General features: G+C 60.4%; 20 protein-coding genes. 5 read left to right on the top strand and 15 right to left on the bottom strand.

What is annotated here, in order from left to right; translation table 11 throughout:
* Positions 1-143 precede the first annotated feature (143 nt).
* The 3 genes from Q0931_RS04190 to Q0931_RS04180 are packed head-to-tail and all read left to right on the top strand — an operon-like array spanning position 144 to position 3204.
* Positions 144-1502, top strand: coding sequence for an MFS transporter (locus Q0931_RS04190; RefSeq protein WP_299257597.1), 1359 nt, complete (start codon positions 144-146; stop codon positions 1500-1502).
* A gap of 21 nt (positions 1503-1523) precedes the next feature.
* Positions 1524-2324: a TIM barrel protein gene (locus Q0931_RS04185; protein WP_299257595.1), complete on the top strand. Its 801-nt coding sequence runs from the start codon at positions 1524-1526 to the stop codon at positions 2322-2324.
* Positions 2317-3204: a phosphogluconate dehydrogenase C-terminal domain-containing protein gene (locus Q0931_RS04180; protein ID WP_299257593.1), complete on the top strand. Its 888-nt coding sequence runs from the start codon at positions 2317-2319 to the stop codon at positions 3202-3204. Before Q0931_RS04185 ends, Q0931_RS04180 begins: the two co-directional genes overlap by 8 nt.
* A 73-nt stretch (positions 3205-3277) precedes the next feature.
* Here Q0931_RS04180 and Q0931_RS04175 read toward each other — a convergent pair whose 3' ends face one another.
* From Q0931_RS04175 to Q0931_RS04140, 8 genes are all read right to left on the bottom strand, one after another.
* Complete coding sequence (locus Q0931_RS04175) at positions 3278-4138, bottom strand: oxygenase MpaB family protein (protein ID WP_299257591.1); 861 nt, start codon at positions 4136-4138, stop codon at positions 3278-3280.
* A gap of 183 nt (positions 4139-4321) precedes the next feature.
* Positions 4322-5041: a SprT family zinc-dependent metalloprotease gene (locus tag Q0931_RS04170; RefSeq protein WP_299257589.1), complete on the bottom strand. Its 720-nt coding sequence runs from the start codon at positions 5039-5041 to the stop codon at positions 4322-4324.
* A complete protein-coding gene (locus tag Q0931_RS04165) occupies positions 5031-8171 on the bottom strand; it encodes a type I restriction endonuclease subunit R (RefSeq protein WP_299257587.1) in 3141 nt (1046 codons plus the stop codon). The genes Q0931_RS04170 and Q0931_RS04165 overlap by 11 nt, the downstream gene beginning before the upstream one ends.
* 207 nt (positions 8172-8378) lie before the next feature.
* Positions 8379-9383, bottom strand: a complete 1005-nt coding sequence (locus tag Q0931_RS04160; RefSeq protein WP_299257585.1) for a virulence RhuM family protein — start codon at positions 9381-9383, stop codon at positions 8379-8381.
* Complete coding sequence (locus Q0931_RS04155; RefSeq protein WP_299257583.1) at positions 9380-10735, bottom strand: restriction endonuclease subunit S; 1356 nt, start codon at positions 10733-10735, stop codon at positions 9380-9382. The genes Q0931_RS04160 and Q0931_RS04155 overlap by 4 nt, the downstream gene beginning before the upstream one ends.
* On the bottom strand, positions 10728-13190 hold the full coding sequence (locus Q0931_RS04150) for a class I SAM-dependent DNA methyltransferase (RefSeq protein WP_299257581.1): 2463 nt from the start codon (positions 13188-13190) through the stop codon (positions 10728-10730). Before Q0931_RS04150 ends, Q0931_RS04155 begins: the two co-directional genes overlap by 8 nt.
* Positions 13191-13337: 147 nt before the next feature.
* Positions 13338-15458, bottom strand: coding sequence for an ATP-dependent DNA helicase RecG (gene recG, locus Q0931_RS04145; protein ID WP_299257579.1), 2121 nt, complete (start codon positions 15456-15458; stop codon positions 13338-13340).
* Positions 15455-16372, bottom strand: coding sequence for a hydrogen peroxide-inducible genes activator (locus Q0931_RS04140; RefSeq protein WP_299257577.1), 918 nt, complete (start codon positions 16370-16372; stop codon positions 15455-15457). Before Q0931_RS04140 ends, recG begins: the two co-directional genes overlap by 4 nt.
* Before the next feature lie 109 nt (positions 16373-16481).
* On the opposite strand from Q0931_RS04140, the gene Q0931_RS04135 reads away from it, so the two are divergent.
* Positions 16482-17357: an SDR family oxidoreductase gene (locus tag Q0931_RS04135; RefSeq protein WP_299257575.1), complete on the top strand. Its 876-nt coding sequence runs from the start codon at positions 16482-16484 to the stop codon at positions 17355-17357.
* A 102-nt stretch (positions 17358-17459) separates the two neighbouring features.
* On the opposite strand, the gene Q0931_RS04130 is transcribed toward Q0931_RS04135, so the two are convergent.
* The 7 genes from Q0931_RS04130 to Q0931_RS04100 all read right to left on the bottom strand — a co-directional run bounded on the left by Q0931_RS04130 (position 17460) and on the right by Q0931_RS04100 (position 24131).
* Positions 17460-17849, bottom strand: coding sequence for a RidA family protein (locus tag Q0931_RS04130; RefSeq protein ID WP_299257573.1), 390 nt, complete (start codon positions 17847-17849; stop codon positions 17460-17462).
* 66 nt (positions 17850-17915) lie between these two features.
* Complete coding sequence (locus Q0931_RS04125; protein WP_299257571.1) at positions 17916-20042, bottom strand: RelA/SpoT family protein; 2127 nt, start codon at positions 20040-20042, stop codon at positions 17916-17918.
* Between the two features lie 26 nt (positions 20043-20068).
* Complete coding sequence (gene rpoZ, locus Q0931_RS04120; protein WP_299257569.1) at positions 20069-20320, bottom strand: DNA-directed RNA polymerase subunit omega; 252 nt, start codon at positions 20318-20320, stop codon at positions 20069-20071.
* A gap of 91 nt (positions 20321-20411) precedes the next feature.
* The gene (gmk, locus tag Q0931_RS04115) at positions 20412-21044 is read right to left on the bottom strand and encodes a guanylate kinase (RefSeq protein WP_299257567.1); all 633 of its coding nucleotides are present in this window, start codon (positions 21042-21044) and stop codon (positions 20412-20414) included.
* Between the two features lie 110 nt (positions 21045-21154).
* On the bottom strand, positions 21155-21811 hold the full coding sequence (gene grxB / locus Q0931_RS04110) for a glutaredoxin 2 (protein WP_299257564.1): 657 nt from the start codon (positions 21809-21811) through the stop codon (positions 21155-21157).
* 80 nt (positions 21812-21891) lie between these two features.
* A complete protein-coding gene (locus Q0931_RS04105; protein WP_299257563.1) occupies positions 21892-22617 on the bottom strand; it encodes a glutathione S-transferase in 726 nt (241 codons plus the stop codon).
* Between the two features lie 122 nt (positions 22618-22739).
* Positions 22740-24131 (bottom strand): PLP-dependent aminotransferase family protein, encoded by a 1392-nt coding sequence (locus Q0931_RS04100; RefSeq protein WP_299257561.1) that lies wholly within the window; start codon positions 24129-24131, stop codon positions 22740-22742.
* A 110-nt stretch (positions 24132-24241) separates the two neighbouring features.
* Here Q0931_RS04100 and Q0931_RS04095 point away from each other — a divergent pair, with 110 nt between their 5' ends.
* Positions 24242-24844, top strand: a complete 603-nt coding sequence (locus Q0931_RS04095; RefSeq protein WP_299257559.1) for a LysE family translocator — start codon at positions 24242-24244, stop codon at positions 24842-24844.
* Positions 24845-24862 lie beyond the last annotated feature (18 nt).

Here is a 24862-nt window from a genome sequence, read left to right as displayed (position 1 = left end):
ACCTGAGTCGTATTGCGCCAGTGGTATGATGAGATGATGATCACTCCTCGCCTGGCCAGGCTTTCATAAAGTCGATCGCATCCGCGAAGGACTTTTGCCCATTCATGCCGGTTAACTGCCGTTGAGACGGCAGCGGGAGTGACATGATCATGTCTCACGCGCCCAATGACGCTGTGGCAGCTTCTGCCATTCGCAAGGTCGCCATTCGCCTGGTGCCCTTCGTGGCCCTGATGTTTTTCATCAACTATCTCGACCGTACCGCGATCTCGTTTGCCGCCCCCAATGGCATGAACAGCGACCTGGCCCTGAGTGCGGCGCAGTTCGGCTTTGCCTCCGGCATCTTCTTTCTGGGCTATATCCTGCTGGAAGTGCCCAGCAACATGGCCCTGCATCGCTTCGGCGCGCGCAAGTGGCTGGCCCGCATCATGGTGAGCTGGGGCGTGGTCGCCCTGCTCTTTACCTGGGTGGACAGCGCTAACGGGCTTTATGCGCTGCGTTTTGCGCTCGGCGTGGCCGAGGCCGGCTTTTTCCCGGGGGCGATCCTGTTTCTGAGTCTCTGGGTGCCGGCGCGCTATCGCAGTCGCATTCTGGCGCTTTTCTACCTGGCCCAGCCGCTGACCACCGTGATCGGCGCGCCGCTGGCGGCGTCTCTCATTCAGCATGACGGGGTCTTTTTCGGTCTGGCCGGCTGGCGCTTCATGTTCTTCGGGGTGGCCATCCCGGCGATCGTCATGGGCATCGTTGCCTGGTTCTATCTGGTGGACCGCCCGGCCGATGCCCGCTGGCTGAGCGTGGAGGAAAAACGCTGGCTGACCGAGGAGCTGGCCCGTGAATCCCGCGAGAAAAGCGGCGGTGATCACGGCCGTCAGGGGCTGAAGCTGGCCTTTACCAACGGCCGGGTCTGGACGCTGGCGCTGATCTATTTCGGCTTCATCTACGGGCTTTATGCACTCGCCTTCTTTTTGCCCACCATCATTGGCGGTTTTGAAGCGCAGTTCGGCACCCGGTTCGATCTGATGCAAAAGGGCCTGATCACTGCGATTCCCTATCTGCCGGCCGCCATCGTGCTCTATCTCTGGTCACGCGATGCCACCCGACGCGGCGTGCGCAGCTGGCATATCGCGCTGCCCGCCTTTACCGGTGCCGTAAGTGTTCCGCTGGCGCTTTACATGGATTCCCCGGCCGCCACCGTGGCCGTGATTACCGTGACGGCCTGCTCGATCTTTGCCGCCCTGCCCAACTTCTGGACCCTGCCGACGCGTTTTCTGGATGGTGCCGCGGCGGCCGCCGGTGTGGCGCTGATCAACACCGTGGGCAACATGGCCGGGTTCTCGTCGAGCTATCTCACCGGTGCCCTCCATGACCTGACCGGCAGCTACACCGTGCCGATGTTCGTGGTTGGCGGTTTGATGCTGATGTCGGGGATTTTGATGCTGGCGATCAGCCGCGTGCCCCGGCCCGACTCGGGAGCGCGCATGCCTGGCGGCGTCCATGCCCACTGACCCCTTTACCCCCGAGACCCCATGGCCACTGGATTGAGTACCTACGCCTTTTTCTGGCGTGGATCAGAACAGGTCGAAACGCCCATGACGCTGGAGGCGATGCTGGAAGAGACCGCCGCGCTGGGTGGGAAGGTCTTTCAGATCTGTGACTACCCGGCGATCGAGACCTTTGATGAGTCGCGACTCACGGCGCTGCGCGACCGGGCCCGCGCACTGGATATCGTGCTGGAGCTGGGCACCCGCGGGATCGCGCCCGAGCATCTCGAGCGCTATCTGGCGCTGGCCCGTCTGCTCGATGTGCGTCTGATTCGCAGCATGCTGTATGCCGGGGAGGATCGCCCGACGCTTGAGCAGGCCCTGCAGCGACTCGAAAAGATCCTGCCGGCGCTCAGACAGCAGCAGGTCACGCTGGCACTCGAAACCTACGAGCAGGTCAGCGTCGAGACGCTGATGCAGGTGATCGAGACGATCGATGATGAGCACATCGGGGTCTGTCTGGACCCGGGTAACTGTGTGGCGGCACTCGAGCTGCCCGAAATGGTCATCGCGCGCACGGCTTCGCGGGTGGTCAATCTGCACATCAAGGACTTTGCCTTCTCGCGCGCGCCGGGCTGGGTCGGCTTTCAGCTGACCGGCTGCCCGCTGGGCGACGGGCTTTTACCGCTGAAGGCCATGCGTGAGGCGGTGAGCCCCGAGGCGCGTGGTATCAACGAGATTATCGAACACTGGCTGCCCTGGCAGCAGGATGAAGCGAGTACCTGTGCGCTGGAAGCGCAGTGGACCCGTCACAACATGACATTTTTAAGGAGTCATCATGGATAACCTGTATCAGCACATCGCGCTGGTAGGTGCCGGCGGCAAGATGGGCATGCGCATCTCGGCCAATCTTGAAGGCAGCAGTAGCCACATTTATTACTGCGAAAATGCTCCCGCCGCGCAGGAGACAATGCGTGAACTCGGGCGAGAGGTCAGCGACATCGAGCAGGTCATCGAGCGCTGCGATCTGGTGATTCTGGCCGTACCCGACATCGTGCTGGGCAGGGTCTCCGCACAGCTGGTGCCGCGCATGAAGGTCGGCGCCACGGTGCTCACGCTGGACCCGGCGGCGGCGTATGCCAATCTTTTGCATCAGCGCGACGAGATTCACTACGCCGTCGCGCACCCCTGCCACCCGTCGGTGTTTCTGGAGCGTCGCAGCGACGAAGAGTGGGCCGACGCCTTTGGCGGCAGTGCCGCCACACAGTCGGTGGCGGCTGCCTTTGAACAGGGCAGCGAGGCAGAGCGCGCCTCACTTGAGACGGTGATTCGCCGGATGTATGGCCCGGTCGACAAGGTGCACTGGATGACCGTCACACAGCTGGCCTATCTCGAGCCGACGCTGGTGGAGACCGTGGCCTGCATGGTGGGCACTTTCATGAAGGAAGCGCTGGATGAAACGGTGGCGCGCACCGGCGTGGCCCGGGAGGCGGCCGAGGCGATGCTCTACGGCCATATCCAGATTGCACTGGCCGTGGCGTTTCGCAGCACCAACCCGTTCTCGGATGCCTGCATGATCGCCATCGACTACGGACGTGAAAATATCCTCAAGGATGACTGGAAGAAGATCTTCGAGCAGGAGGAGCTCGACAGGGTCATCGCGCGCATGCTCAGGATCGACCAGGTGCGCCGCGATACCTCGGCGCCAGTGTCTACCGCCGAGTAATGCCCGTTGGGTCGGGCAGCCGGTGCCCGACCCTTCTGCCCTTTCCCTAGCCCTGCTAGCCCTGGCCCTTTCTCTAGCCCTTCGCTTGCCCGTCATTTTTTTGCAGTCGCACCAGCGTGCGCTGATAGGCGCCGCTTCGGACCGCTCGACTGATCATCGGCATCGCGCTTTTGATACCGGTGCGCACCATGCGTCGCTGCAGGCGCGACATCTTCAATTCCAGGATTTCACCAGCCCAGTCGGGCAACAGATCGATGCCGGCGCGCATGAACAGCGCCCCGGCCGGACGCAGCACGAGATTGCGCGGCGGGGCATCCAGCAACACCTCAATGACCTCCCTGGTGCGCGCATCACAGACCAGTTCATGACGCGTCCGCGCGAAATAATCCTCTACCGCGGCGCGACTGTCCGGTACGTTGCGTGCGCCCAGTGCCTCGGCAATGCAGGCGGTCTCGAAGAAGTAGCGATCCTGCTGGGTGTGGCTCAGGTGTGGATTACGATAGCGCAGGTGCGCGGTGAGAAAGCGGCTCATTTCGGCCACATGGACCCACACCAGCAGGTCGGGATCATCGGCGGCGTAGGGCCGACCGTCGGCAGCATGGCCCTTCACGTACTCATGGACCCGCCGCACGCGGGCAATAGCGGCTTCGGCCTGCTCGAACGTGCCAAAGCTGGTGGTGGCAATGAAATCACTGGTGCGCCTGAGCCGCCCGATCATGTCCTCGCGAAAGCGCGAATGGTCCCAGATACCGGCCAGCGCCAGCGGGTGCAGCATCTGCAGCAACAGCGCGCTGATACCGCCGCACATCATCGGGGTGAAATCGCCGTGGATGTTTCTGACCAGGCCGTCACGGGGGAAGGGGCCGGGGTTTTGATCGGTACGCGCCGACCCCAGGCGCTCGATCATGGCGTCACGCAAAAAGGTCGAGGTCATGGGCGCAGGGCTCGCGTATCCGGCGTTGTAAGGGCTGTCAGACGCTTTCAGTGTAGGACACCGTAACGACAGCCGCGGCGATGATGACTACCGCGTCGTCTATACCTGACCGTACTGGCCGGCAGCATCACCCAGCCAGCGGCGGATCAGTGACGTTGAGACGTCAAAGAGGTTTTCCCTAAGTCAGTAATCCCACTTTTCATGAGCCAGCGGCGCCTTGTTCAACTCGTCCTTGCGCAGGCGCCAATCCGGCATGAACGTATCCATCAGCCGGCGAAAACGCTCATTGTGATGGCGCTCCAGCAGATGAACCATTTCATGGACGAAAATGTATTCCAAACATTTGGGTGGCTTGCGAATCAGCTCAAGATTCAACCAGATGCGTCGGGCTGCAATATTGCAGGAGCCCCAGTGTGTTTTCATACGCTTGACCCTGCATTCTGCTACCTCGACACCGACGATGGGTGACCAGGTTTCTATCAAATCGGGTATCGCCTGATACAGCTGATCACGGTGCCAGCGCTCAAGAACGTTGCGGCGATACCGGGTCTCGCTATCCGGAGGCACACGTAGTTCAAGCGTATGTCTACCCGCGATCCGAACGTCCGGGGGCGTCCTCTGTTCCAGAACGTTGAGCCGATATCGACGGCCGCGAAAATAGTGGCTCTCTCCGGTCACCATCTCGCGCGCTGACTCTCTCGTCTGCTCGATGAATCCACGGCGCTGGCGACGAATCCAGCTCAGGCGAGAGACGATGGCCAAACGCACGGCTTCATCGTCCAGGCGCTCGGGCGCCGCGACACGCACGCGACCGTCCGGTGGATAGACACCGACATGGAGGTTCTTGATTGGCTTGCGGTGGATATCGACGCGGATACCGCTCACCTCGATCTCAGTATTCATGCTGCGCCTTTATCAGCGCCATGACGGTATCAATATCGGCGCCGCCCTGCTCGCGTACTTCGGCATCAAGGAAATTGCTGACAGCGTTACGAAGCTCCTTCACCTTGAAGGCGTTGTCACGCCAGTCCGCTCTTTTGACCGAGCGAATACGATCATCCAGTCGTATCGCCAATGTCGCATTTTCGCCAAGATTGTCATACAGCGCCTTGATAGCCGGGGTGTCGATACCTGCGGGGTAGCGCTTGTCTGCTTGCTGCTGTGTTGTCTGGCGTGTCAGTTCGACAACCCTTTTTAGATATTCCCGATATTCGATGGCCTGCTGGCGGCGCTGTTCGATCAGCGCGTCCAGCAGCTCGGACATCTTTTCGTAATATCTCGGGTTTACTGCCATTTCATCGATGATCAGACGACGAACGTTGTTTTCGATGGTTTCCGCCATCGCCTCCTGATTACCTGATATCGATTCTGGTAGCGCCTCAACGGCCTCTTCCCCGCGCTCGACAATCAGCTCCACCAGCGTCATGTCATCGAAAGCTGAGAGCTTCTCACTCTCGTCAGCGCGGATATAGGTATCCAGAAGATGTCGCATGGCCGGCTCATAGAGCTTCATGTCGATGTAGTCACCGCTGGCGAGCTTGATCTCCTCGCGTACCTTTTCATAGTAGGTGACCTCCTCGCGCACGGTCGCCGCTTCGGCCTCGCTGTAGCCCGCCTGCTCCATCTCATTGGCCAGATTGGCCCAGGCACGCAGCAAGGCGCCAACATGCTTGTAAAGGGCCAGCCTGCGCGGCTCGTTTTCCTGTTGAAGCGTCGGGTCGTTGCTTGCCCCCACAAAATAGCGCCGATAGGCGGCGCTGTCCGCAGGCGGCTCTACCCCCTCGCAAACCGCCTTGACCGCTTCGCGGGTCTCTTCCAGACGCTCTCGTGCTTTTTCCAAACGATCTTCCAGTAGCCCCTGCACATCCTCGGCGTCGAACGCATCGAAGGCACCGCCGGTATAGTCCTGGATGGACTGCTCCAGCGATCTGAACAGATCCTTGTAATCAATTACATAACCGACTTCCTTGTCCTCGCTGTGTAACCGATTGACGCGGCAGATGGCCTGAAACAGGCCGTGATCGCGCATCGATTTATCGATATAGAGGTAGGTCGCCGGCGGTGCGTCGAAGCCGGTCAGCAGTTTATCCACCACGATCAACAGCTTCATCTGCGCCGGCTCGTCGATGAAACGTTTTTTCACCTCTTTTTCAAAGGTCTCTACCTTGTGCTGCGCCGTTTCCATGGGTTCGTCAAAATGAGCGGCCAGCATACGCCGGTAAATCTCGTACTGGTGCAGCTTTTCCGTTTCACCTTCGCCGGTGGTTTCCCCCTTGATCGTGGCGGTGGAAGGGACATAGGACGTCACGATGGCGCACTTTCCCTTCAGCTCCGTCTGCTGAAACATCTCGAAAAGCCGACACGCCGAGTAAATGCTGCCCGCGGCCAGCATGGCGTTACCGTGACCGCTCATTAGACGATCTCGAGTCGCCATATCCCACAGGATATCGGCGACGATCTTTTCCAGCCGGTCCCGTGAGCTGAGAACCTTCTGCAGGGTACCCCAGCGTTTCTTGAGCTGTGCGCGGGCGTAATCGTTGAGCCCCTTGGTCCTGACCTCGAACCACTGGTCGATCTTCTCCTGTGACGTTACGTGCTGATCGATGTCGCGGGCCTCATAGCGCAAATCAAGCACAACGCCGTCCTGTACGGCTTCATCGTATTTGTAGGTATGGATGTAAGGACCAAAGACCTCGATGCTCTTGCGCTTGTCCGCCTTGAGCAGCGGCGTACCCGTAAAGCCCAACAGCATCGCATCGGGCAGTAACGCCTTCATGGCATCGTGCAGCTTGCCGGACTGGGTTCGGTGGCACTCGTCCACGAAAACAAAAAGTTTGCCCCTGGCATGGAATCCATCGGGCAGATTGCCCTGCACCTCCTGAAGAAAGGCATCCACATCGCCTTCCTCGGAGGCACCGAACTTGTGAATCAGCGAGCCGATCAACCACTCTTTATCGAGGCCGAGAACGCTGATCAGATCGGCACCGCTACGGGTGCGGTAAATATGTTCATCGACGCCCTTGAAAACCTTTTCTATCTGCTCATCCAGCTCGGTGCGATCAGTAATGATCAGCACGCGAGCATTGGCCACGTTCTCGCGAATCCATTTGGCCAGCCACACCATGGTCAGCGACTTGCCGCTGCCTTGGGTATGCCAGAGAATGCCGCCTTCATGCCGGCGCACGAAATCGCGTGCAGCCCGTACGCCAAAGTACTGATTATGACGGCAGGTCTTCTTGATGCCGGCATCGAAGACGATAAAGTCGTGCAGAATCTCCAGAAAGCGCGGTTTGTTGCACAGCCAGCCCAGTTGCTCATGCAGTTTCGACAGCGGACCCTGATCCCAGGGGGCGAGCGTTTTCGGTTCGACCGGTGCCCGGGGCGACCACTCGGGATTCTGTTCCTGCCACTCGAGCCAGTACTTCTCTGGCGTATCGATCACGGCGTAGCGCAGCCCTTCGCTGGGGTTGCCCGCCATCACCAACTGGTTGGTTGCAAAGAAGGGGCGGATGAAATCGGCTTTCTGGTTGTCGAGGTTCTGACGAATGCCCTGGGTGACCGAAACCGTCGAGCGCTTGAGTTCCAGTACCCCCAGCGCCAGACCGTTAACATAGAGCACCACATCCGGGCGTTTGGCGCTCGGACCGCTTACTGACACCTCTTCGGCGACAGCGAAATCGTTGTTTTCCGGGGTATGCCAATCGATCAGCCAGACGGTGACCGTTTGCGAGTCGATCGAGGGTTTTACCTTCACGCCGTAGCGAAGCAGACTGTATACCGCCCGGTTGGCATCGTAGAGGGTTCTACTGCCACTAATGGCTGCCGCCTGATCCAGCTCGCGAACCACCTTGCCGATCAGACCGGTGTCATGGCCCTGCTGCTTGAGCCAGTCACGCAGCAGCGTCTCTTCGATGGGGCGGTTGGACTCGCGATCCTTCCAGTTGCCCAGGTAGCGATAATTCAGCGTTTCCTGAAAATAGTGCAGCACTGCCTGCTGGGTCTGACGCTCTCGCTGACCGATATCGCTTCTCATGCCCCTGCCCCCATAGTGAAACCTTTTGCTTTATCTGTCGGCGATGAAAACCCGATCAAGAAAATACCATCCGCCGAAACCAGATAACCCACTGTTTTTATTAGCCCCAAAGGGCATACATGATGCAACGGTCAGGCCACGTTCAAGACCCGATCAAGAAAACGCCACCAGAGGCGACCCATCTGCACAATGGCGCTGCCAGACGATTCACTGTTTGTTATTCTGCCGCAAATGGTGCTCTATCGATTGAAGCGCTTCGAGATCATCCTTGTCTGCCTGCTCCGCTTCCACTTTTTTCCGCTGTTCGTCGAAGGTTTCGTATCGCTGATGCGCTACCCGTCGAGCCTGTTCGGCACTTATTGAGCCGGCGCCATCGAGAATCGGGCGTTCACTGAATGCCAGCAGACGATCGACATTGTCGCGCCAGTAATCGAGGGTCAAATCCCGGCGATCCCTGGCGCGCAGCTCGGCCTGATCGATAAACAGGGTGACCAGCCGGTTCAGCGTCTCGATCTCGTCGGCCACGAGATAATTCTTGGCCGTCACCACATCCTGTTTGCGAACCCGCGTCCCTTTCCAGCTTGTCAACGCCATATTCGGCGAGGACGAATCCGCCCGTTCGACCACGATTTCCGCCGCGGTACGTTCAGTCACGGCATAGAGCAACTTGTTCTGTACCTCGGCGAAAAAAAGAGCGGCTTCCGCATCTTTCGGCTGGTAGTCGCTGGACAGCGCAAACAGATCGCGCACTTTCTGATAAAAGCGCTTTTCCGAAGCCCGAATGTCGCGAATGCGGGCCAGCAGTTCGTCGAAGTAATCCCAGCCGCCGGGCTCCTTCAGGCGCTGATCATCCATCACGAAGCCCTTCACCAGGTATTCGTTCAGATGCGCCGTCGCCCACTGCCGAAACTGCGTACCGCGCGGGGAGCGCACGCGATACCCTACTGCCAGAATCATCGGCAGGTTATACCACTTGACACGATAGCGTTTACCGTCTCCAGCAGTTGTCAAGGATTCCTTGATGACTGACTCTGCCAACAGCTCGCCTTCATTCAATATGTTACGAACATGCAGGCTGACGTTTTGTTTACTCGTTTCAAACAGCTCGGCGATGTCGGCCTGCGTCAGCCAGGCCGTATCGCCGTCAGCGCGTAGGTGAACCTGCGCTTGGCCATCGTCGCTGCGGTAGAGAATCAATTCGCTAGGCTTCATGGGTAGGCCTCTGGCTCGACCAGTCGCGTGCGACCGGTGAGGAGCGCTTGCATCATGCCCTGCTTGATCTGGCGGGCCTTGTCGCGGCGGTGTTCCAGGGCTTCGATTTCGGCGTCCATATCGGAGAGGACGCTGGCGATAGCGGTTTGTTCATCTGCTCGGGGTAGCCGCAATTCAATCTGTGCAAGATTACGCGCGCTTATATGAACAACCGCATCACCCTGTCCAAGCCGGGCTTTTTGTTGGGCTATCGAGGGATGGTTCAGCAAGTGTCCAAGATAAGCGGAGATACCATAATGAGGTCTCAATATAACAATGTCTCCGCCGGCAAAAGCTGAACTTTCTCCCAAATAGGCTAGGCACATTCCTATCTCCTCTGCAGTTTCACCAGATCCGGCAAAAAGAATATCGCCGGTTTTCAAAGGGAAGGCAGAAAGAGCTATATTTCTTGGAATGCGAGATTCTGGATTCGTAACATAGTTGTCGTATCGGGTGTAAATCTCTCCGTAACGAATGCATGGCACACCTTCTTCACTTACATCGTCGCGTCGAATGCCCTGACCTTTATAAAAGACTCCAATTTCTTCCAGCCGCTTCGCCTCCCATTCTCCGGTAAAGCCCGGTAACCGAGTCTGGCCAGTGAGCAGTTGCTGCATGGCCCCCTGTTTGATAGCGCGCTTTTTGGCGATCAGGCGGTCAAGCGATTCGATTAACGCATCGGCGTCAGATAGGGCTTTGGCGATAGCGGCTTGTTCTTCCGGGTCCGGCGGAATAGCAATATCAAATTTTGCAATTCGGCCAAGCGCTAGCTTTGGTTGAGCACCGACTGTTCGAATTGAATCAATAACTCTCTGAATTGGTTCAGACATTAACCAATACATTAAATAGTATCGGTTACAATTGATATCGGTTATCCGATCCGCATTTTCGGTGAGGCAGGCTCCGTCAAGGTAATTTGGGATGGTTCCAACCATGCCAAGAGTTCCGGCCACACTGATAAATATATCGTCTTTATAAATTCTATAATTTTTGATCGCATGAAAGGCTTTTTCAGGCACAAACTTTACATTTGCTCCATCCACCTTTCCCGGCTGCATATCGGCAACTCGTATATAAGGATGAGGAGTCGGAGATTCTATAAGTGAATAGCCTTTCGGTAGGCGTTTCCCCCCTCTCACCTTGGCCAAAGTAGACACGCGAACCTGATCCCAATCCTCCGGAATTACCCCCACCTCGGTGCGCTTATACCCAGCCGGCACCGAATCAGGTTGCCTCTCAGCCGAAGCCGCTGCATAAAACACCGCTGCCTCCCGCACGCCCTCGGCCCGGTCGCGATCGCTGCGCTCAGACATCTACCCGCACTCCCATGGTATCCAGATGGCCCGTGACGCGCGCCGCCAGCGCCTCGACTTCGCGCTCGATGCCGGGCAGCGGTTGGGCATAGCGCTCTTCCAGCTCGCGCACGCGGGATGCCAGGCGGTTGGTGATACGCTCGACTTCCGATTCGATGGCGGCGCGGATGTCCGTCAACCATTTGTCGTCCACGGCGAGCTGCTTGATTTCCGCCTCGCTGAGCTGCGCGTAGCGCGCCAGCACAGCATGATGCAGCGCGGTTTCGGCCTCTTTGGCGGCCTTTTTGGCCGCGGCTTCAGCGTTCAGACGCTTCTGGCACTGCCTGAGTGCGGCGATTTCGTCGTCGCTTTCCGCTTCGCCCTTGAGCACCTTGAGACGTTTGGGAATCTCGGTTTTGGTCACCTTGCCCTTGTCGTTTTTGACTTCGCTGAGCAGGTCTTCTTCGCCTTCCTGCTCTTCGATGAACTCCTCAAGAGAGCGTGTGGCGTTCTCGGCCTCTGCCTGCAAGGCTTCAAGCCGGGTCTGTTCATCGGCGAAGTAGCGCTTTATCAACAATCCGGGCGGGATCAGGTCCATCTTGTATCTTTTCGCCTTTTTGCCGCTGCCGACCACCAGGTCGGGCTCTTCCTTGATCTTGCGCTCCTTGTCATCGATCACGCCGCGCGGGCGGGCAGCTTCTTGCCAACCGTCGGCAGCGACGAGGTAGACATCGTCCTGCATCACCTCGGCCCAGTAATCCATCAACCGCTGGTAAACGGCGTAGCGGTCCAAGAGCGCTATCGAAGTGAATCGCGCCAGCAGGTCTTCGGCGATTTCATGGATCACCTGGCGAGGCTGAACGCCGGGTGCCAGTTCCCTCAATAGTGACCAGTGGGCCGACTGCCAGTTATTGATGATTCGACTCACGCGCTGGGCGAAGGACTGAAACTCCGGATGCGCCAGTATCGTGGCCTTGACCTGCTGCGGCTCGAGCGCCGCGGCCAGGTAGCCTGCGCGCTCACTTTGTTTGAATAGCGAGGCGCGCAACCCGGGCAGCACCTCCCAGTACTCCTGGAGCGCATCGATGTCGCGCTCCGGAATGCCGCCGTTCAGATGGGCAAAAAGATCGTGCTCGTCTTCCTTATTGGCCGCATCGATATAGCGCGGGATATTGAGGTTGAACTCGTTTTTATCGCCAGTAATCTCGGCTAGTGGTACCCGGCGGGCGTAGCCCGGCACGTTGCGCTGATGATTGACGGTATCGACAATTCTGTGGATATCGCGGGAGCGCAGGCGGTTCTTGTTGCCATCCTTCATGAACTCACGACTGGCATCGCACATGAAGATACCGCCGCTGTCCGGATCACGACGCTCAGCGGCCCCGGCCTTGTCGATCAGGATGATGCAGGCGGGAATGCCGGTGCCGTAGAAAAGGTTGGCGGGCAGCCCGATCACGGCCTTGATCAGGCCGCGGCGGATCAGGTTGCGGCGGATGTCCGCCTCCTTATGACCGCGAAACAGCACGCCGTGGGGCAGGATAATGGCGCCCTGACCGGTGGACTTGAGCGACTTGACCAGGTGCAGCAGAAAAGCGTAGTCCCCGTTTTTGGCCGGTGGCGTGCCAAGTTCGAAACGTTCGAATTCGTCGTTGGCCGGGTCAAGGCCGTTGGTCCAGGATTTTGCCGAGAACGGGGGATTGGCCACGGCGTAATCGAAGGTCTTGAGGCTGCCATCGCTACTTTTGAACCAGGGCTGCGACAGTGTATTGCCACGCCACAGCTCGGCGGTCGGGTAGTCGTGCAGGATCATGTTCATTCTGGCCAGCGCCCAGGTGGCGTTGTCGTTCTCCTGGCCGTAGATGCTCATCCCCTGTGGCGCCTCGTAGGCGGCGCGCAGCAGCAGCGAGCCGGACCCGCAGGTCGGATCATAGAGCGTCTCGTCCTGACGGGTGTTCTGACCGATCCCCACGATCTGGGCGATGACGCGGGAAACCTCCGCCGGCGTATAAAACTGCCCCTTGCTTTTGCCGGATTCGGAAGCGAAGTGGCGCATCAGGTATTCATAGGCATCACCCAGCAGGTCGTCACCGTCGGCGCGGTTGGCGCCCAGGTCGAGCTGATTGAAAATACTGACCAGCTTTGAAAGCCGATCCTGCATGTCCTTGCCCGAACCCAGCTTCGTCTCATCGTTGAAATCCGCCTGATCAATGACGCCCTTGAGGTCATTTGCTTCGGCCAGTCGACCGATGATCTTGTTGATCCTATCGCCGATCTCCTTGTCGCCCTTGAGCGCCAGCATATCGGCGAAGCTGCCCCCTTCAGGAACCTCGATCAACGAGTCCTTTCTGTCCGAGACGTACTTCATGAACAGCAGGGTCAGGATGTAGTCCTTGTACTGTGAAGCGTCCATACCGCCGCGCAACTCGTCACAGGACTGCCAGAGGGAGCGATAGAGCTGAGATTTTTTGAGGGCCATTCCATTTACCTGAATATCGTCAACTGCCAGCAGGCAGAATTCGCCTACTGGAAAGCAGAGTTGGATTTTTCCTAGTGTCTCATTCTGTTGGCGTGATAGGGCAGCCCTGGCGAAAACAGGCTACTCGGTTGCAGAAGGCAGCCTGACCTACACCTGACCGTACTGGCCGACAGCATCACCCAGCCAGCGGCGGATCAGGGGCTCGACCGCCTCGGGCGCCTGATCGAGCATGGCGCGGGTCAGGCTGCGCACCGGCTCCAGCAGGTCACGATCCCGGGTGAGATCGGCAATCTTCATGCCGACCAGACCGGTCTGCCGGGTGCCGAGCACCTCGCCGGGCCCGCGCAGCTCCAGATCCCGTTCGGCGATGCGAAAGCCGTCATTGGATTCGCGCAGCACGGCCAGGCGCTCGCGGGAGGTGTCCGACAGCGGAGGATGGTAGAGCAGCACACAGAAGCTCTCGACCCTGCCGCGTCCGACCCGGCCTCTGAGCTGGTGCAGCTGGGCCAGCCCCAGACGCTCGGGGTTTTCGATGATCATCAGACTGGCATTGGGGACATCCACCCCCACCTCGATGACCGTGGTGGCCACCAGCAGGTCCAGCTCGCCGTCACGAAAGGCGTTCATCACCTCGGCCTTCTCGGCGGCCTTCATGCGCCCGTGGACCAGGCCGACCTGAAACTCCGGCAGCGCTTCGGTCAGGGTGTCGCGGGTGACCTCGGCAGCCTGACAGGTCAGCGCTTCGGACTCCTCGATCAGGGTGCAGACCCAGTAGGCCTGGCGACCGGCCATGCAGGCGTTGCGAATGCGTTCGGTCACCTCGCCGCGGCGCTCGTCCGATACCGCCACGGTCCTGACCGGCGTGCGCCCGGGCGGCAGCTCATCAATCACCGAGACGTCCAGATCGGCGTAGGCGCTCATCGCCAGCGTTCGGGGAATGGGCGTGGCGGTCATGATCAGCTGATGCGGGGTGGTGCCGCTGCTGCGCCCGTCCGTGCTGACCTCACCCTTTTGACGCAGGGCGAGGCGCTGATGCACGCCAAAGCGATGCTGCTCATCGATCACGGCCAGGCCCAGGCGTTGAAAATGCACATCGTCCTGAAAGAGTGCGTGGGTGCCGGCCACGACCCGGGCACGCCCTTCACTGATCATCGCCTTGGCTTCCAGCCTTGCCTTGCCCTTGAGCTTGCCGGAAAGCCACGCTACCTCGATGCCCAGCGGCTCGAACCAGCGCTTGAGACTCTTGTAGTGCTGCTCGGCCAGCAGTTCGGTCGGCGCCATGAGCGCGGCCTGATAGCCGCCGGCCACGGCCTGGAGCATCGCCATGGCAGCCACCACCGTCTTGCCGGAGCCGACATCGCCCTGCACCAGCCGCAGCATGGGCGTGGCCTGACTGATATCGGCGCTGATCTCGCTTAATACCCGGCGCTGGGCGCCGGTCAGCGAAAATGGCAGCTGGGTCAGAAACCGGGTGGCCAGCCCGCCGCTGGCGGGCAATGCCGGGGCAGCATCGTCCTGAATGCGCAGGCGAATGCGATACAGGCTCAGCTGGTGGGCGAGCAGCTCCTCGAGCGCCAGCCGGCGCTGAGTGGGATGATGGCCATCGGCCAGCGTCTCCAGCGGGGCATCCGGCGGCGGAAAATGCAGGTAATCCAGCGATTCGCGCAGCGCCGGCAATCGAAAGCGGGTCCGGATGGCGTCGGGAATCAGCTCCTCCAGCGTGAGGCTGCCCTGATCAAGATGCTCAAAGGCCTGACGAATCAGGGCGCGCAGGCGCGGCTGGGCCAGTCCTTCCGTGGTCGGATAGATTGGCGTGAGGGTCTCTTCCACCTCCTGAGGCTCGTCCTTTAAAAGCCGATACTCGGGGTGATACATCTCAAGGCCGGTACTGCCGGAGCGCGCCTCGCCAAACAGGCGTATCCGAGTGCCACGGGCAAACTGCCCGACCTGAGCCTGGGAGAAGTGGAAAAAACGCAGCGACATGATCCCTGACCCGTCACGCAGGCGGACCAGCAGGCTGCGCTTGCGGCCCTGGATCACGTCAGAAGCCGTCACCTCGCCTTCCACCACCGCCTCGCTGCCGGCCTTGAGGGCTGCAATCGGGGTGACCCGAGTGCGGTCCTGATAGCGCAGCGGCAGATGAAAGAGCAGATCTTCTGCCACCTGCAGCCCGAGGCGTTCCAGGCGCTCGCGCATCGCCGGCCCCACGCCCTTGAGCGTGTTCAGATCCGTCGCGCCGCTGACCCTGGCGTGCAAGGCGGCACTCATTCCGGATTGATCGCCTTGTGGCAGGCCTTGATGGCGCGCGTAATCGAGTCGATCGCCTTGGGGCGCGGGAAGCTGGCCCGCCAGGCCAGCGCCACGGTGCGATACGGCGCCGGGTCCCTGAACGGACGCGTTTCCAGCAGACCGCTGGCATAATGCACGCTGCCGGTGGCGGACTGGGGGACCACGGTGATGCCGAGCCCGGAGGCGACCATGTGGCGAATGGTTTCCAGCGAGCCGCCCTCGGCAATCAGGGTGTTGCCGGGCTGATGCACGTGATTTTTGATGGTCGGACACGCCTCGAGGACCTGATCACGAAAGCAGTGGCCCTCGCCCAGCATCAGCATCTTCTCGTCGTACAATACGTCCCGGTCGATCTCCTTGCGCGAGAGCCAGGCATGACCGGCCGGCAGCAGTACTTCAAAGGGCTCGTCATAGAGCGATTTGGTCAGAACATCGGGCTCGGCAAAGGGCAGCGCCACGATAATCACGTCCAGCTCGCCGGAGCGCAGCTTGCGCCGCAGCTCGCCGGTCAGGTTCTCCTCGATGTAAAGCGGCATCTGCGGCGCTTCCTCGGAGAGTCTGGGGATCAGATGCGGGAAGAGATAGGGCCCGATGGTATGAATGGCACCGACCCGCAAGGGGCTTGAGAGCTGATCCTTGCCTTCATTGGCCAGCTCCTTGATCGCGCCGGCCTGTTCGAGCACGCGACTGGCCTGCTCGACGATCCTTTCGCCCAGCGGGGTCACCTGGACGGTGGACTTGCTGCGCTCGAACAGCGCCACGCCCAGTTCTTCCTCCAGTTTCTTGACCGCCACCGACAGGGTCGGCTGGGAGACGAAGCAACGCTCGGCGGCGCGTCCGAAATGACGCTCCTGGGCCAAGGTTACGATGTAACGAAGTTCTGTTAGAGTCATGTAGCAGACCGAGCCAGCACGTGGACAGGGAGTTGTCGCATGAAGCGACCGTTCAATCAGGGCCTTGTAGTCAAACCTTATCGGCCCTATCAAGCAAGGAGCTTAGCGGGTGAATAAAACAATTCTCATCCTTGGGTGCGGCGATGTCGGTACCGCACTGGGCCAGCGCAAGCTCGAACAGGGGTACCGTGTGATCGGCGTACGTCGTCATGCGGCCGGACTCCAGTCGTATGGCATTGAGCCATTATCGATGGACATCAACGATGAATCCGCGCTCGAAGCGCTGCCTGATGCCGACATTGTAGTCTATGCGCTCAGCGCTGACCGCTTCGAAGAGAGTGCCTATCAGGCCGCCTACGTGGATGGGCTTGATCGAATACTCAATGACTTCGAGCAGCGGGCGCAGCCCCCGAAGCACGTCATCTTCGTCTCCTCGACCTCGGTTTACGGGCAGCAGGAGGGCGAAACGGTCGATGAAGACAGCGAACTCGACCCCAAAAGCTTCTCCGGGCGTCTTTTGGTCGAAGCCGAGCAGCGTCTGGCCGCCAGCGCCCTGCCGGGCACGTCCGTGCGCTTTTCGGGCATCTATGGTCCGGGGCGCGAGCGCCTGATCGGTCAGGTGCAGGAAGGCCGCATTGCACCCAAGAGCCCGCCGATGTATTCCAACCGTATCCATCGCGATGACTGTGCCGGTGTACTGGACTTTCTCATTGAGCGCGCCATGAACAATGAACCGCTCGAGCCGGTCTATCTGGGCAGCGATACCGAGTCCACGCCGCTGCATGATGTGATGATGTGGCTGGCCGCCCGACTCAACGTCGAGCCCAGCAGCACCATCCAGTCACCGCTGCGCCGGCGCGCCAGCAAGCGCTGCGACAGCCGTCGGCTGGTCGAGGCCGGTTATCAGTTCCAGTATCCGACCTTTCGTGAGGGCTACGCCCAGGTGCTCAAGGCGGCAGGCATCAAGGTCAGCGAGCAGGCCTGACGCCGTACGCGCTGTCTGGCGCAGGACCGATCACAGGAAAGGGGGCGATGTTACCAATCATCGCCCCCCTTCATTGATGGCACCGACAACAACCTCGGTACTTCAGTCGCCCAGCACCATGATGCCTTCGGCTTCAAACTGGCTGCCTTTGGGCAGCTCCTTCACGCCCACCGCGGCACGAGCCGGGTAGGGCGGCTGGAAATACTGCTCCATGACCGCGTTGACGCGCGCAAAGTGCGATAGATCCGTCAGGTAGAGGTTGAGCTTGACGATATCGGCCAGCGTGCCGGCGGCTTCTTCACACACGGCTTTCATGTTCCTGAAGACCTGGTGTGCCTGCGCTTCGATATCCTCGCTCACCATCTCCATGGTGTCCGGGTCGAGTGGAATCTGACCGGACAGGTAAACGGTATTGCCGGCCTTGACGGCCTGTGAATAAGGGCCGATGGCCTTCGGGGCCCGGTCGGTATGAATGGCGGCACGATTGCTCATGAACACTCCCTGCGTTGTTGTTGAAAGCACTCTTCAAAAGTCAAAAGGCGATGATGCGTCGGATTGTCAGCTGCCGGTACGCGAGACGCGACCCACATAGGCCAGATTGCGAATACGCTTGATGATTCGCGCCAGATGGACGCGGTTACGCACGGCAAGGGTCAGGTGAACGATCGACAGACGCTCATCACGTTCCTCGATATTGATGCGCTCGATATTGGCTTCGGCGTCGTTGATCAGACTGGCAAGCTCGGCCACCAGCCCTCGGCGCGTTTCAATCTCAAGGCGCAGGCCCACCGGGAAGTCATCCTCCACGGTCTCGGACCACTGCAGCGGAAAGCACTTCTCGGGATCCTCGCGGCAGTCTTCCAGATTACCGCACTCGCTGCGGTGCACCACAATGCCGCGACCGGCACTGAGATTGCCAACGATGGTGTCGCCCGGCAGCGGATAGCAGCAGCGGGCAAAGCTGATCACCATGTTGCGGGCGCCGCTGATGGCCATGGCGCCCTGCTGGTTGTCGCTGTGGGCCTGAATCCGTTCGGGCTCGCTGTCGACCAGACGCCGCGCCACGCTGTAGGCCACGCGGCTGCCCAGCCCGATCTCCTCAAGCAGATCATCCAGTGACTTCAGCGTCAGCGCCTCGAGCAGCGCATCAAGAGGGGTCTGTGACAGTGTCTCCAGCGTCAGGTTGAACGAGGAAAGGGCCTGATTGAGCAGACGACGGCCCAGCGCTACCGAGTCGTTGCGCTGCTGATGCTTGAGGGCATGACGCACCGCCGAGCGGGCCTTGGCGGTAATCGTGAACGATAGCCATGCCAGGTTGGGCTGGGCCCCCGGTGCGGTAATGATCTCGACGGTCTGGCCGCTTTCAAGACGCGATGACAGCGGGGCCAGATGGCGGTCGATGCGACAGGCGATGCAGCTGTTGCCGATATCGGTGTGCACCGCGTAGGCAAAATCGATGGCGGTGGCCCCGCGCGGCAGTTCCATGATGTCGCCCTTGGGGGTGAACACGTAGGCATCATCAGGGAACAGGTCGTTTTTGACGTGTTCGATGAACTCGAGCGAGTTGCCGGCATGGCGCTGCATTTCCAGCAGGCCGCGCACCCATTCGCGGGCGCGGGCGTGGCTGCCCATGGCGATCGGTCGGTCGGTCTGGCCGGCCTTGTAGAGCCAGTGGGCGGCAATGCCGTTGTTGGCCATCGCCTCCATCTCGCGGGTGCGGATCTGCACCTCGATGGGGATGCCGTTGGGGCCAAAGAGCGTGGTATGCAGGCTCTGGTAGCCGTTGGCCTTGGGAATGGCGATGTAGTCCTTGAAGCGCCCCGGTACCGGCTTGTAGAGATTGTGCACCGCGCCCAGGATGCGATAGCAGGTATCGACCCGGTCGGTGACGATGCGAAAGCCGAACACGTCCATCAACTCGTTGAAGGGCTTTCGCTGATCGCGCATCTTGCGATAGATCGACAGCAGATGCTTCTGGCGCCCCATGACCGTGCCGGGCAGCTCGTCGCCATCTAGTGTGCTCTGCAGGGTGCTCTGAACGTGGCGCACCATCGAGCGACGGTTGCCGCGTGCCTTGACCACCGCGCGCTGAATGCGCTCGGCGCGCATCGGGTGAATCGCCTGAAAGGAGAGATCCTCGAGTTCGACCCGAATGGTGTTGATGCCAAGGCGTCCGGCAATGCGGGAGTATATCTCCAGCGTTTCACGCGCAATGCGGCGCTTCTTGTCCGGGCGCAGGGCACCCAGGGTGCGCATGTTGTGCAGACGATCCGCCAGCTTGACAATGATGACGCGAATATCGCGTGACATCGCCAGTACCATCTTCTGGAAGTTCTCCGCCTGGGCGACGGCCTTGTCCTCGAAGGTGATCTGGGTCAGCTTCGAGACCCCGTCGACCAGCTCTGCCACCTCTTCACCGAACTGGCGCGACAGTGCCTCCTTGGTGATGCCGGTATCCTCGATCACGTCATGAAGCATCGCCGCCATCAGGCTTTGATAGTCCATGTGCATGTTGGCAAGGATGTTGGCCACGGCCAGCGGGTGGGTCACATAGGGCTCGCCGGAGCGGCGATGCTGGCCGTCGTGGGCCTGTTCGGCGTAATAGAAGGCGCGTCTGACCTGCGCGATCTCATCGACGGTCAGGTAGCCGTCCAGGCGGTCGGAGAGATCATCGATCGTGAACATGGCAGGTCAGCGTATGGGCAATGGGCTTATTCGCTTTCAGGTTCGTAGCGCGGGCGCTGGGGGACCATGGCTTCCAGCGGCTCGTTGAGCACGGTGCGATCGACCTTTTGCGCCGCGATTTCGCGCAGGGCCATGACGGTGCTCTTGTCATTTTCCCAGGGGAGTTCGGCATTGCGCGATCCGCGGGCCAGCTGACGGGCGCGATGGGTCGCGACCATGACCAGCTGAAAGCGGTTATCCATGAATTGGAGACAATCTTCAACCGTTACTCGTGCCATGATGCTGGCTCCTGAATGCGTGTGATCTGAGTGAAGGCGCCCGGCGTGTCATGTGCCAGGCGTTAATCGTGTTCGGAAGGGGGAACCGAGTCTACCGGAGCCCTTCCACTTCTGACAAGAGCTCACCAATCAGCGCCTGGTTTGCCGCCTGTACCCGCGCCAATCGAAGACGTTCGGCACTGATCAGTCCCTTGAGTTCGCTCACGGCGGTGGCGAAATCATCATTGATGATCAGATAGTCATACTCGTTGAAATGCGACATCTCGCTGACGGCGTCACGCATGCGACGATCGATGGTGGCGGCGTCATCCTGACCGCGGTTGGAAAGGCGTTCGCGCAGCGCTTCGCGTGAGGGCGGCAGGATGAAGATCGACACTGCCTGCGGCATCTGGCTGCGCACCTGACGAGCGCCCTGCCAGTCGATCTCAAGGATGACATCCTCGCCGCGGGACAGGCGCTTTTCCACTTCCAGACGCGAGGTGCCGTAGTGACGATCAAAGACCCAGGCGTGCTCAAAGAACTCACCCCGCTGGATCATCGCCTCGAAGGTGGGCTCGTCCACGAAATGGTAGTTGATGCCATCGGTTTCGCCGGCGCGCTTCTGGCGGGTCGTATGAGAGACCGAAACGCCAATGCCGTCGGTGGCGGCGATGAGCTCGCGCACCAGGCTGGTCTTGCCGGCGCCCGACGGAGCGGAAACGATATAGAGCGTGCCCTGAGACATGAAAGCGGTCCGAATGAATGGCTGCAAGGCGCGCCATTATGGCACAGCCCTGCAGATTTCGGTGACCCTATATATTGTGCCCCCTATATATTGTGCCGGCGCCATCGCGCTCAGGCCGCCACGGCAATCTCGTCATGCAGGGGGACATCGGCCAGCTGTGACATCGCCTGCCGGTAGGCTTCAACCCGCTCGGGATATTTCACGCCTTCCACCAGTGACAGCTGACGCAGCACCGGAAAGAGTTCGATGTCATCCATCGACAGCACGCCATTGACGGCCTCCGGCGACTGGATCAGCGCGTCAAGCTCATTGAGCCACTGCGTCACCTCCACCAGCAGCTCGGGCGTCTGCTCGAGCAGGGTGTCAAAGCGACCAAATACCGCCTTTTTGTTGTTCGTGAAGTGCTCGACGGCATCCATCGTGGCAAATTCACCCAGCGGCGCCCGGGGTGCGCGCGGGATGAACAGCCTGCCGACCGTTTCGCTGCTTGCCTTCACCCAGCGCTCGACCTCCGGGTTGCGCGGGCCCTCCATGACCTTCACGCCTTCGGCTTCGTTATCGATGCACTTCACTATCTCCAGACTCTCGTCCAGGGTATAGCCATCCTCGAATTCGAGAATCGGCACCTTCTTGTCGCCGACCAGCCGCATGGGCGTCTCGGCGTCATCGTTGAGCAGTGTCTGCAGGGTGACCGGCACATCGCGCAGGCCAAAAATCATGCGTGCCTTCACACAAAACGGGCAGTGATCATAGATGTAAAGATTCATTTTGCGTTCTCCAACGTCGCCCTGTCGTCTCTCAAGCCTGGGCGAGGAATGCGTGCCTCGCCACCAGAGCATCAAGTCTTTTATTGATCAAGGATTGAATAGTGACGGAAAAGCCCCTGTTCGGAAAACGGCAGCCGGCGCTCGGAGGCGAGATATTCGCTGATCAGGGGCAGCTCCAGCACATGATCGTGCAGGTCAATGACCTTCGGGATTTCGGATTCCAGCGCGGCCATGGTTTTCGGGAAGGCGTAGCGTAGACCCTGCACCATGTGAAAGAGCGACAGGTCGACATAGGAGAGACGTTTGCCGACCAGATACACCGGGCTGTCGGGATTTTTATCGATGATGCGCTCGAAATAGTGGAAAAACTTCGGCAGGCGGTTGTCGATGAAATTGCGCGCCCGGCGAACGGCCTCGGCCTGCTGATCCTCGAAATAAAGCTCCGGCCCGAGCGGATGGTGTACATCGTGGGCCTCGGCAACAAAGTCGGTGATGGTCAGCTGCAGGCTGTGGGCCCAGTACTGATAGACCTTGTCATCGTTGATCAGCTTGAGCCGTGGCGCCAGGTACAACAGGATATTGGCCACATGCGAGATCACTTCCTTGCCCGCCTTTAAAAAGGGCGGCGCCAGGGGCGGATAGTCGGTCATGCTGCCATCAAGCCATTGAGTGACGGCCTCGACGCCGTAGCCGGGCTCGGTGCTGTTGCCCACATCAATATAGTCGGCCCCACCGGCTTCCAGTGCCAGACGAATGAATTCGCCCCGGCCGGGGATCTCCGGCCAGTAATAGAGCTCGTAACGCATGGTGTTCTCTCCGTACCGACGTCGTGATGTGCCTTATATTGGCAGCTCGGGGCAACCGGGATGAAGACCCCCTTGTCGCCGGGCATCAAACGGCATAGTGACCGGCATCGATGCCTCTTTTATCAGACCGTCTGCCAGCGCGGCGGCATGTTGTGTGACAGGGCCTCAACGATGACCTCCAGCGCCCGTGCCAGTGCCGAGCGATCCGGCGCCGCGCTCAGACAGATCCGTATCGCCTGCGGTGCAGCGGTGCTGCCGACACAAAAGGCCTCGGCCGGGGCCACGCGCACGCCCTTGTGTTCCAGCGTTTCGACCAGCATTGCGGCGCGGTGCTCCCCGGGCAGCACCAGCCAGGCATAAAAGCCGCCGCAGCGCATATGCACGTCAAACCCGGCCAGCGCCTCGCTCACCATCGCCTGGCGAACCTTGAGCTCCTCGAACTGCCACGACAGTAGCCGATCGGCCTCACCACTGGCCAGCCAGCGCCCGGCGATCTCGGCCATCAGCGCCGGCGGTGCCCAGCACTGATTGCGCAGACTGATGCGCAGCCGCTCCAGCAGCGCTGTGGGGGCGCGCATCACCCCCGAGCGCAGGCCGCCGCCCAGAATCTTGGCCACCGAAAACACAAATATCGTACGCTCCGGGGCCAGCTGATACAGCGGCGTACCGCGCGCCTCCTGCGGCAGGTGCATGACCGCATCCTCGATCAGCCAGAAATCGCGCTCGCGGGCCAGCGCCACCAGCGCCCCGCGGCGCTTTTCAGACAGCTGCACGGTGGTGGGATTGTGATGCTCGGGCATCACATAGAGCGCCTTGAAGGGCGTGCGCTCATGGCGCACTGCCAGCGCCGCCACATCGATGCCCTCGTCATCAAAGGGCACCGCGATCATTTTCAGCGACTGCTGGCGCGCGGCACTGATCACGCCCGGATAGCTCAGCGCCTCGGCGGCCAGACGATCATTGGGTGAGAGCAGCGCCGACAGCGCCAGCGTAATGCCGTTCATGCCGCCCTGGGTAATCAGGAGCTCATCCGGGTCGACGGTCAGCCCCTGATGAACCAGCCAGTCGGCGTAGCGCTGGCGATGCGTTGCCATGGTGTCATCAAGCGGATAGTCGATGGCCTGCTCAAGTGCGGCGGGGTCCGCGCTGATCTCACTCAGGAGGCGCCCCAGGATGGCCTGACGCTCCGGATGCGGCGGCGGCAGGGACATGCCCAGATCCACCAGCCCCTCGTGCGGGGTACCGATGACCCGCGAAAATCCTTCGGCGGTCTGTTCAGTCTTGACGTAAGTGCCGCTGCCGACCTGAGCGCTGACCCGACCGCTCTGCTCCACCAGCGCATAGGCACGGGTGACGGTGCCGACCGTCACGCCGAGGGCATCCGCCAGCCGGCGTTGGGGGGGCAACCTGGCGCCGGGGGCGAGTTCGCCGTCATCGATGGCACGCTCGATGGCGTGGGCCAGAGCGCGATAGCGCGGTCCATCCTGAGAAAGCTCGGGTATCCATATTGTCATGGTGACAATAAATCCGTTGACGGTGACATTGGAAAACGTATGCTCAAATTGTTACCCATAAGCGGGTAATGCTTCCACGATTGTACTCATACAATGATTGAGGGGCCATCATGATGTCCGTCAGCTGGTGGGTCTCCGTGACCCTGTTTGCCATCACCATGACCGGTACGCCCGGCCCCAACAACGTCATGCTGACGGCCTCCGGCGCGATGTACGGCTTTCGCCGCACCCTGCCCCACATCATGGGCATTCTGCTGGGCGGGCTGACGCTCTTTACGCTGATTGCCCTGGGGCTGGGCACGCTCTTTCAGCGCTATCCGCTGATTCAGCAGTGGCTGCAGATCGCCGGCGCCCTGTATCTGCTCTATCTCGCCTGGCGCATCGCCAGTGCGCCACCGCCGCAGTTTAAGTCGACAGGTGATGCCCGGCCCCTGACGCTGTGGCAGGCGGCCACCTTTCAGTTCGTCAACCCCAAGGTCTGGGTGATGGGGCTGACCCTGATGGCCAGCTTTCTGCCCGCCCAGGGCATGCTCTGGGCCAATGCGCTCGGGCTGGCTATCTTCATGGAGCTTGTCGCCCTGCCCTGCATCTCGCTGTGGGCCGGCTTTGGCATGGTGATCGCGCGCTTTCTGACCACCCCGCGGGCGTGGCGAATCTTCAATGTCACCATGGGGCTGATGACTGCCGCCTGCGTTGTGTTCATTGTAAAGTGACGCCCACCTTCAACGATC

The organism is uncultured Kushneria sp. (assembly GCF_947497025.1).
Taxonomy (GTDB): domain Bacteria; phylum Pseudomonadota; class Gammaproteobacteria; order Pseudomonadales; family Halomonadaceae; genus Kushneria.
This window is presented reverse-complemented; position numbering and strand designations above follow the sequence as displayed.

What these genes read in the sequence shown, in the direction of transcription:
- Q0931_RS04180 (WP_299257593.1), top strand. Translation starts at nt 2,317, where the DNA reads ATGGATAACCTGTATCAGCACATCGCGCTGGTAGGTGCCGGCGGCAAG.
- Q0931_RS04175 (WP_299257591.1), bottom strand. Translation starts at nt 4,138, where the DNA reads ATGACCTCGACCTTTTTGCGTGACGCCATGATCGAGCGCCTGGGGTCG.
- Q0931_RS04160 (WP_299257585.1), bottom strand. Translation starts at nt 9,383, where the DNA reads ATGAAGCCTAGCGAATTGATTCTCTACCGCAGCGACGATGGCCAAGCG.
- Q0931_RS04125 (WP_299257571.1), bottom strand. Translation starts at nt 20,042, where the DNA reads ATGTTCACGATCGATGATCTCTCCGACCGCCTGGACGGCTACCTGACC.
- Q0931_RS04190 (WP_299257597.1), top strand. Translation starts at nt 144, where the DNA reads ATGATCATGTCTCACGCGCCCAATGACGCTGTGGCAGCTTCTGCCATT.
- Q0931_RS04170 (WP_299257589.1), bottom strand. Translation starts at nt 5,041, where the DNA reads ATGAATACTGAGATCGAGGTGAGCGGTATCCGCGTCGATATCCACCGC.
- Q0931_RS04130 (WP_299257573.1), bottom strand. Translation starts at nt 17,849, where the DNA reads ATGAGCAATCGTGCCGCCATTCATACCGACCGGGCCCCGAAGGCCATC.
- Q0931_RS04140 (WP_299257577.1), bottom strand. Translation starts at nt 16,372, where the DNA reads ATGACTCTAACAGAACTTCGTTACATCGTAACCTTGGCCCAGGAGCGT.
- gmk (WP_299257567.1), bottom strand. Translation starts at nt 21,044, where the DNA reads ATGTCTCAGGGCACGCTCTATATCGTTTCCGCTCCGTCGGGCGCCGGC.
- Q0931_RS04095 (WP_299257559.1), top strand. Translation starts at nt 24,242, where the DNA reads ATGATGTCCGTCAGCTGGTGGGTCTCCGTGACCCTGTTTGCCATCACC.
- Q0931_RS04165 (WP_299257587.1), bottom strand. Translation starts at nt 8,171, where the DNA reads ATGAGAAGCGATATCGGTCAGCGAGAGCGTCAGACCCAGCAGGCAGTG.
- Q0931_RS04100 (WP_299257561.1), bottom strand. Translation starts at nt 24,131, where the DNA reads ATGACAATATGGATACCCGAGCTTTCTCAGGATGGACCGCGCTATCGC.
- Q0931_RS04155 (WP_299257583.1), bottom strand. Translation starts at nt 10,735, where the DNA reads ATGTCTGAGCGCAGCGATCGCGACCGGGCCGAGGGCGTGCGGGAGGCA.
- Q0931_RS04185 (WP_299257595.1), top strand. Translation starts at nt 1,524, where the DNA reads ATGGCCACTGGATTGAGTACCTACGCCTTTTTCTGGCGTGGATCAGAA.
- grxB (WP_299257564.1), bottom strand. Translation starts at nt 21,811, where the DNA reads ATGAATCTTTACATCTATGATCACTGCCCGTTTTGTGTGAAGGCACGC.
- Q0931_RS04150 (WP_299257581.1), bottom strand. Translation starts at nt 13,190, where the DNA reads ATGGCCCTCAAAAAATCTCAGCTCTATCGCTCCCTCTGGCAGTCCTGT.
- Q0931_RS04105 (WP_299257563.1), bottom strand. Translation starts at nt 22,617, where the DNA reads ATGCGTTACGAGCTCTATTACTGGCCGGAGATCCCCGGCCGGGGCGAA.
- rpoZ (WP_299257569.1), bottom strand. Translation starts at nt 20,320, where the DNA reads ATGGCACGAGTAACGGTTGAAGATTGTCTCCAATTCATGGATAACCGC.
- recG (WP_299257579.1), bottom strand. Translation starts at nt 15,458, where the DNA reads ATGAGTGCCGCCTTGCACGCCAGGGTCAGCGGCGCGACGGATCTGAAC.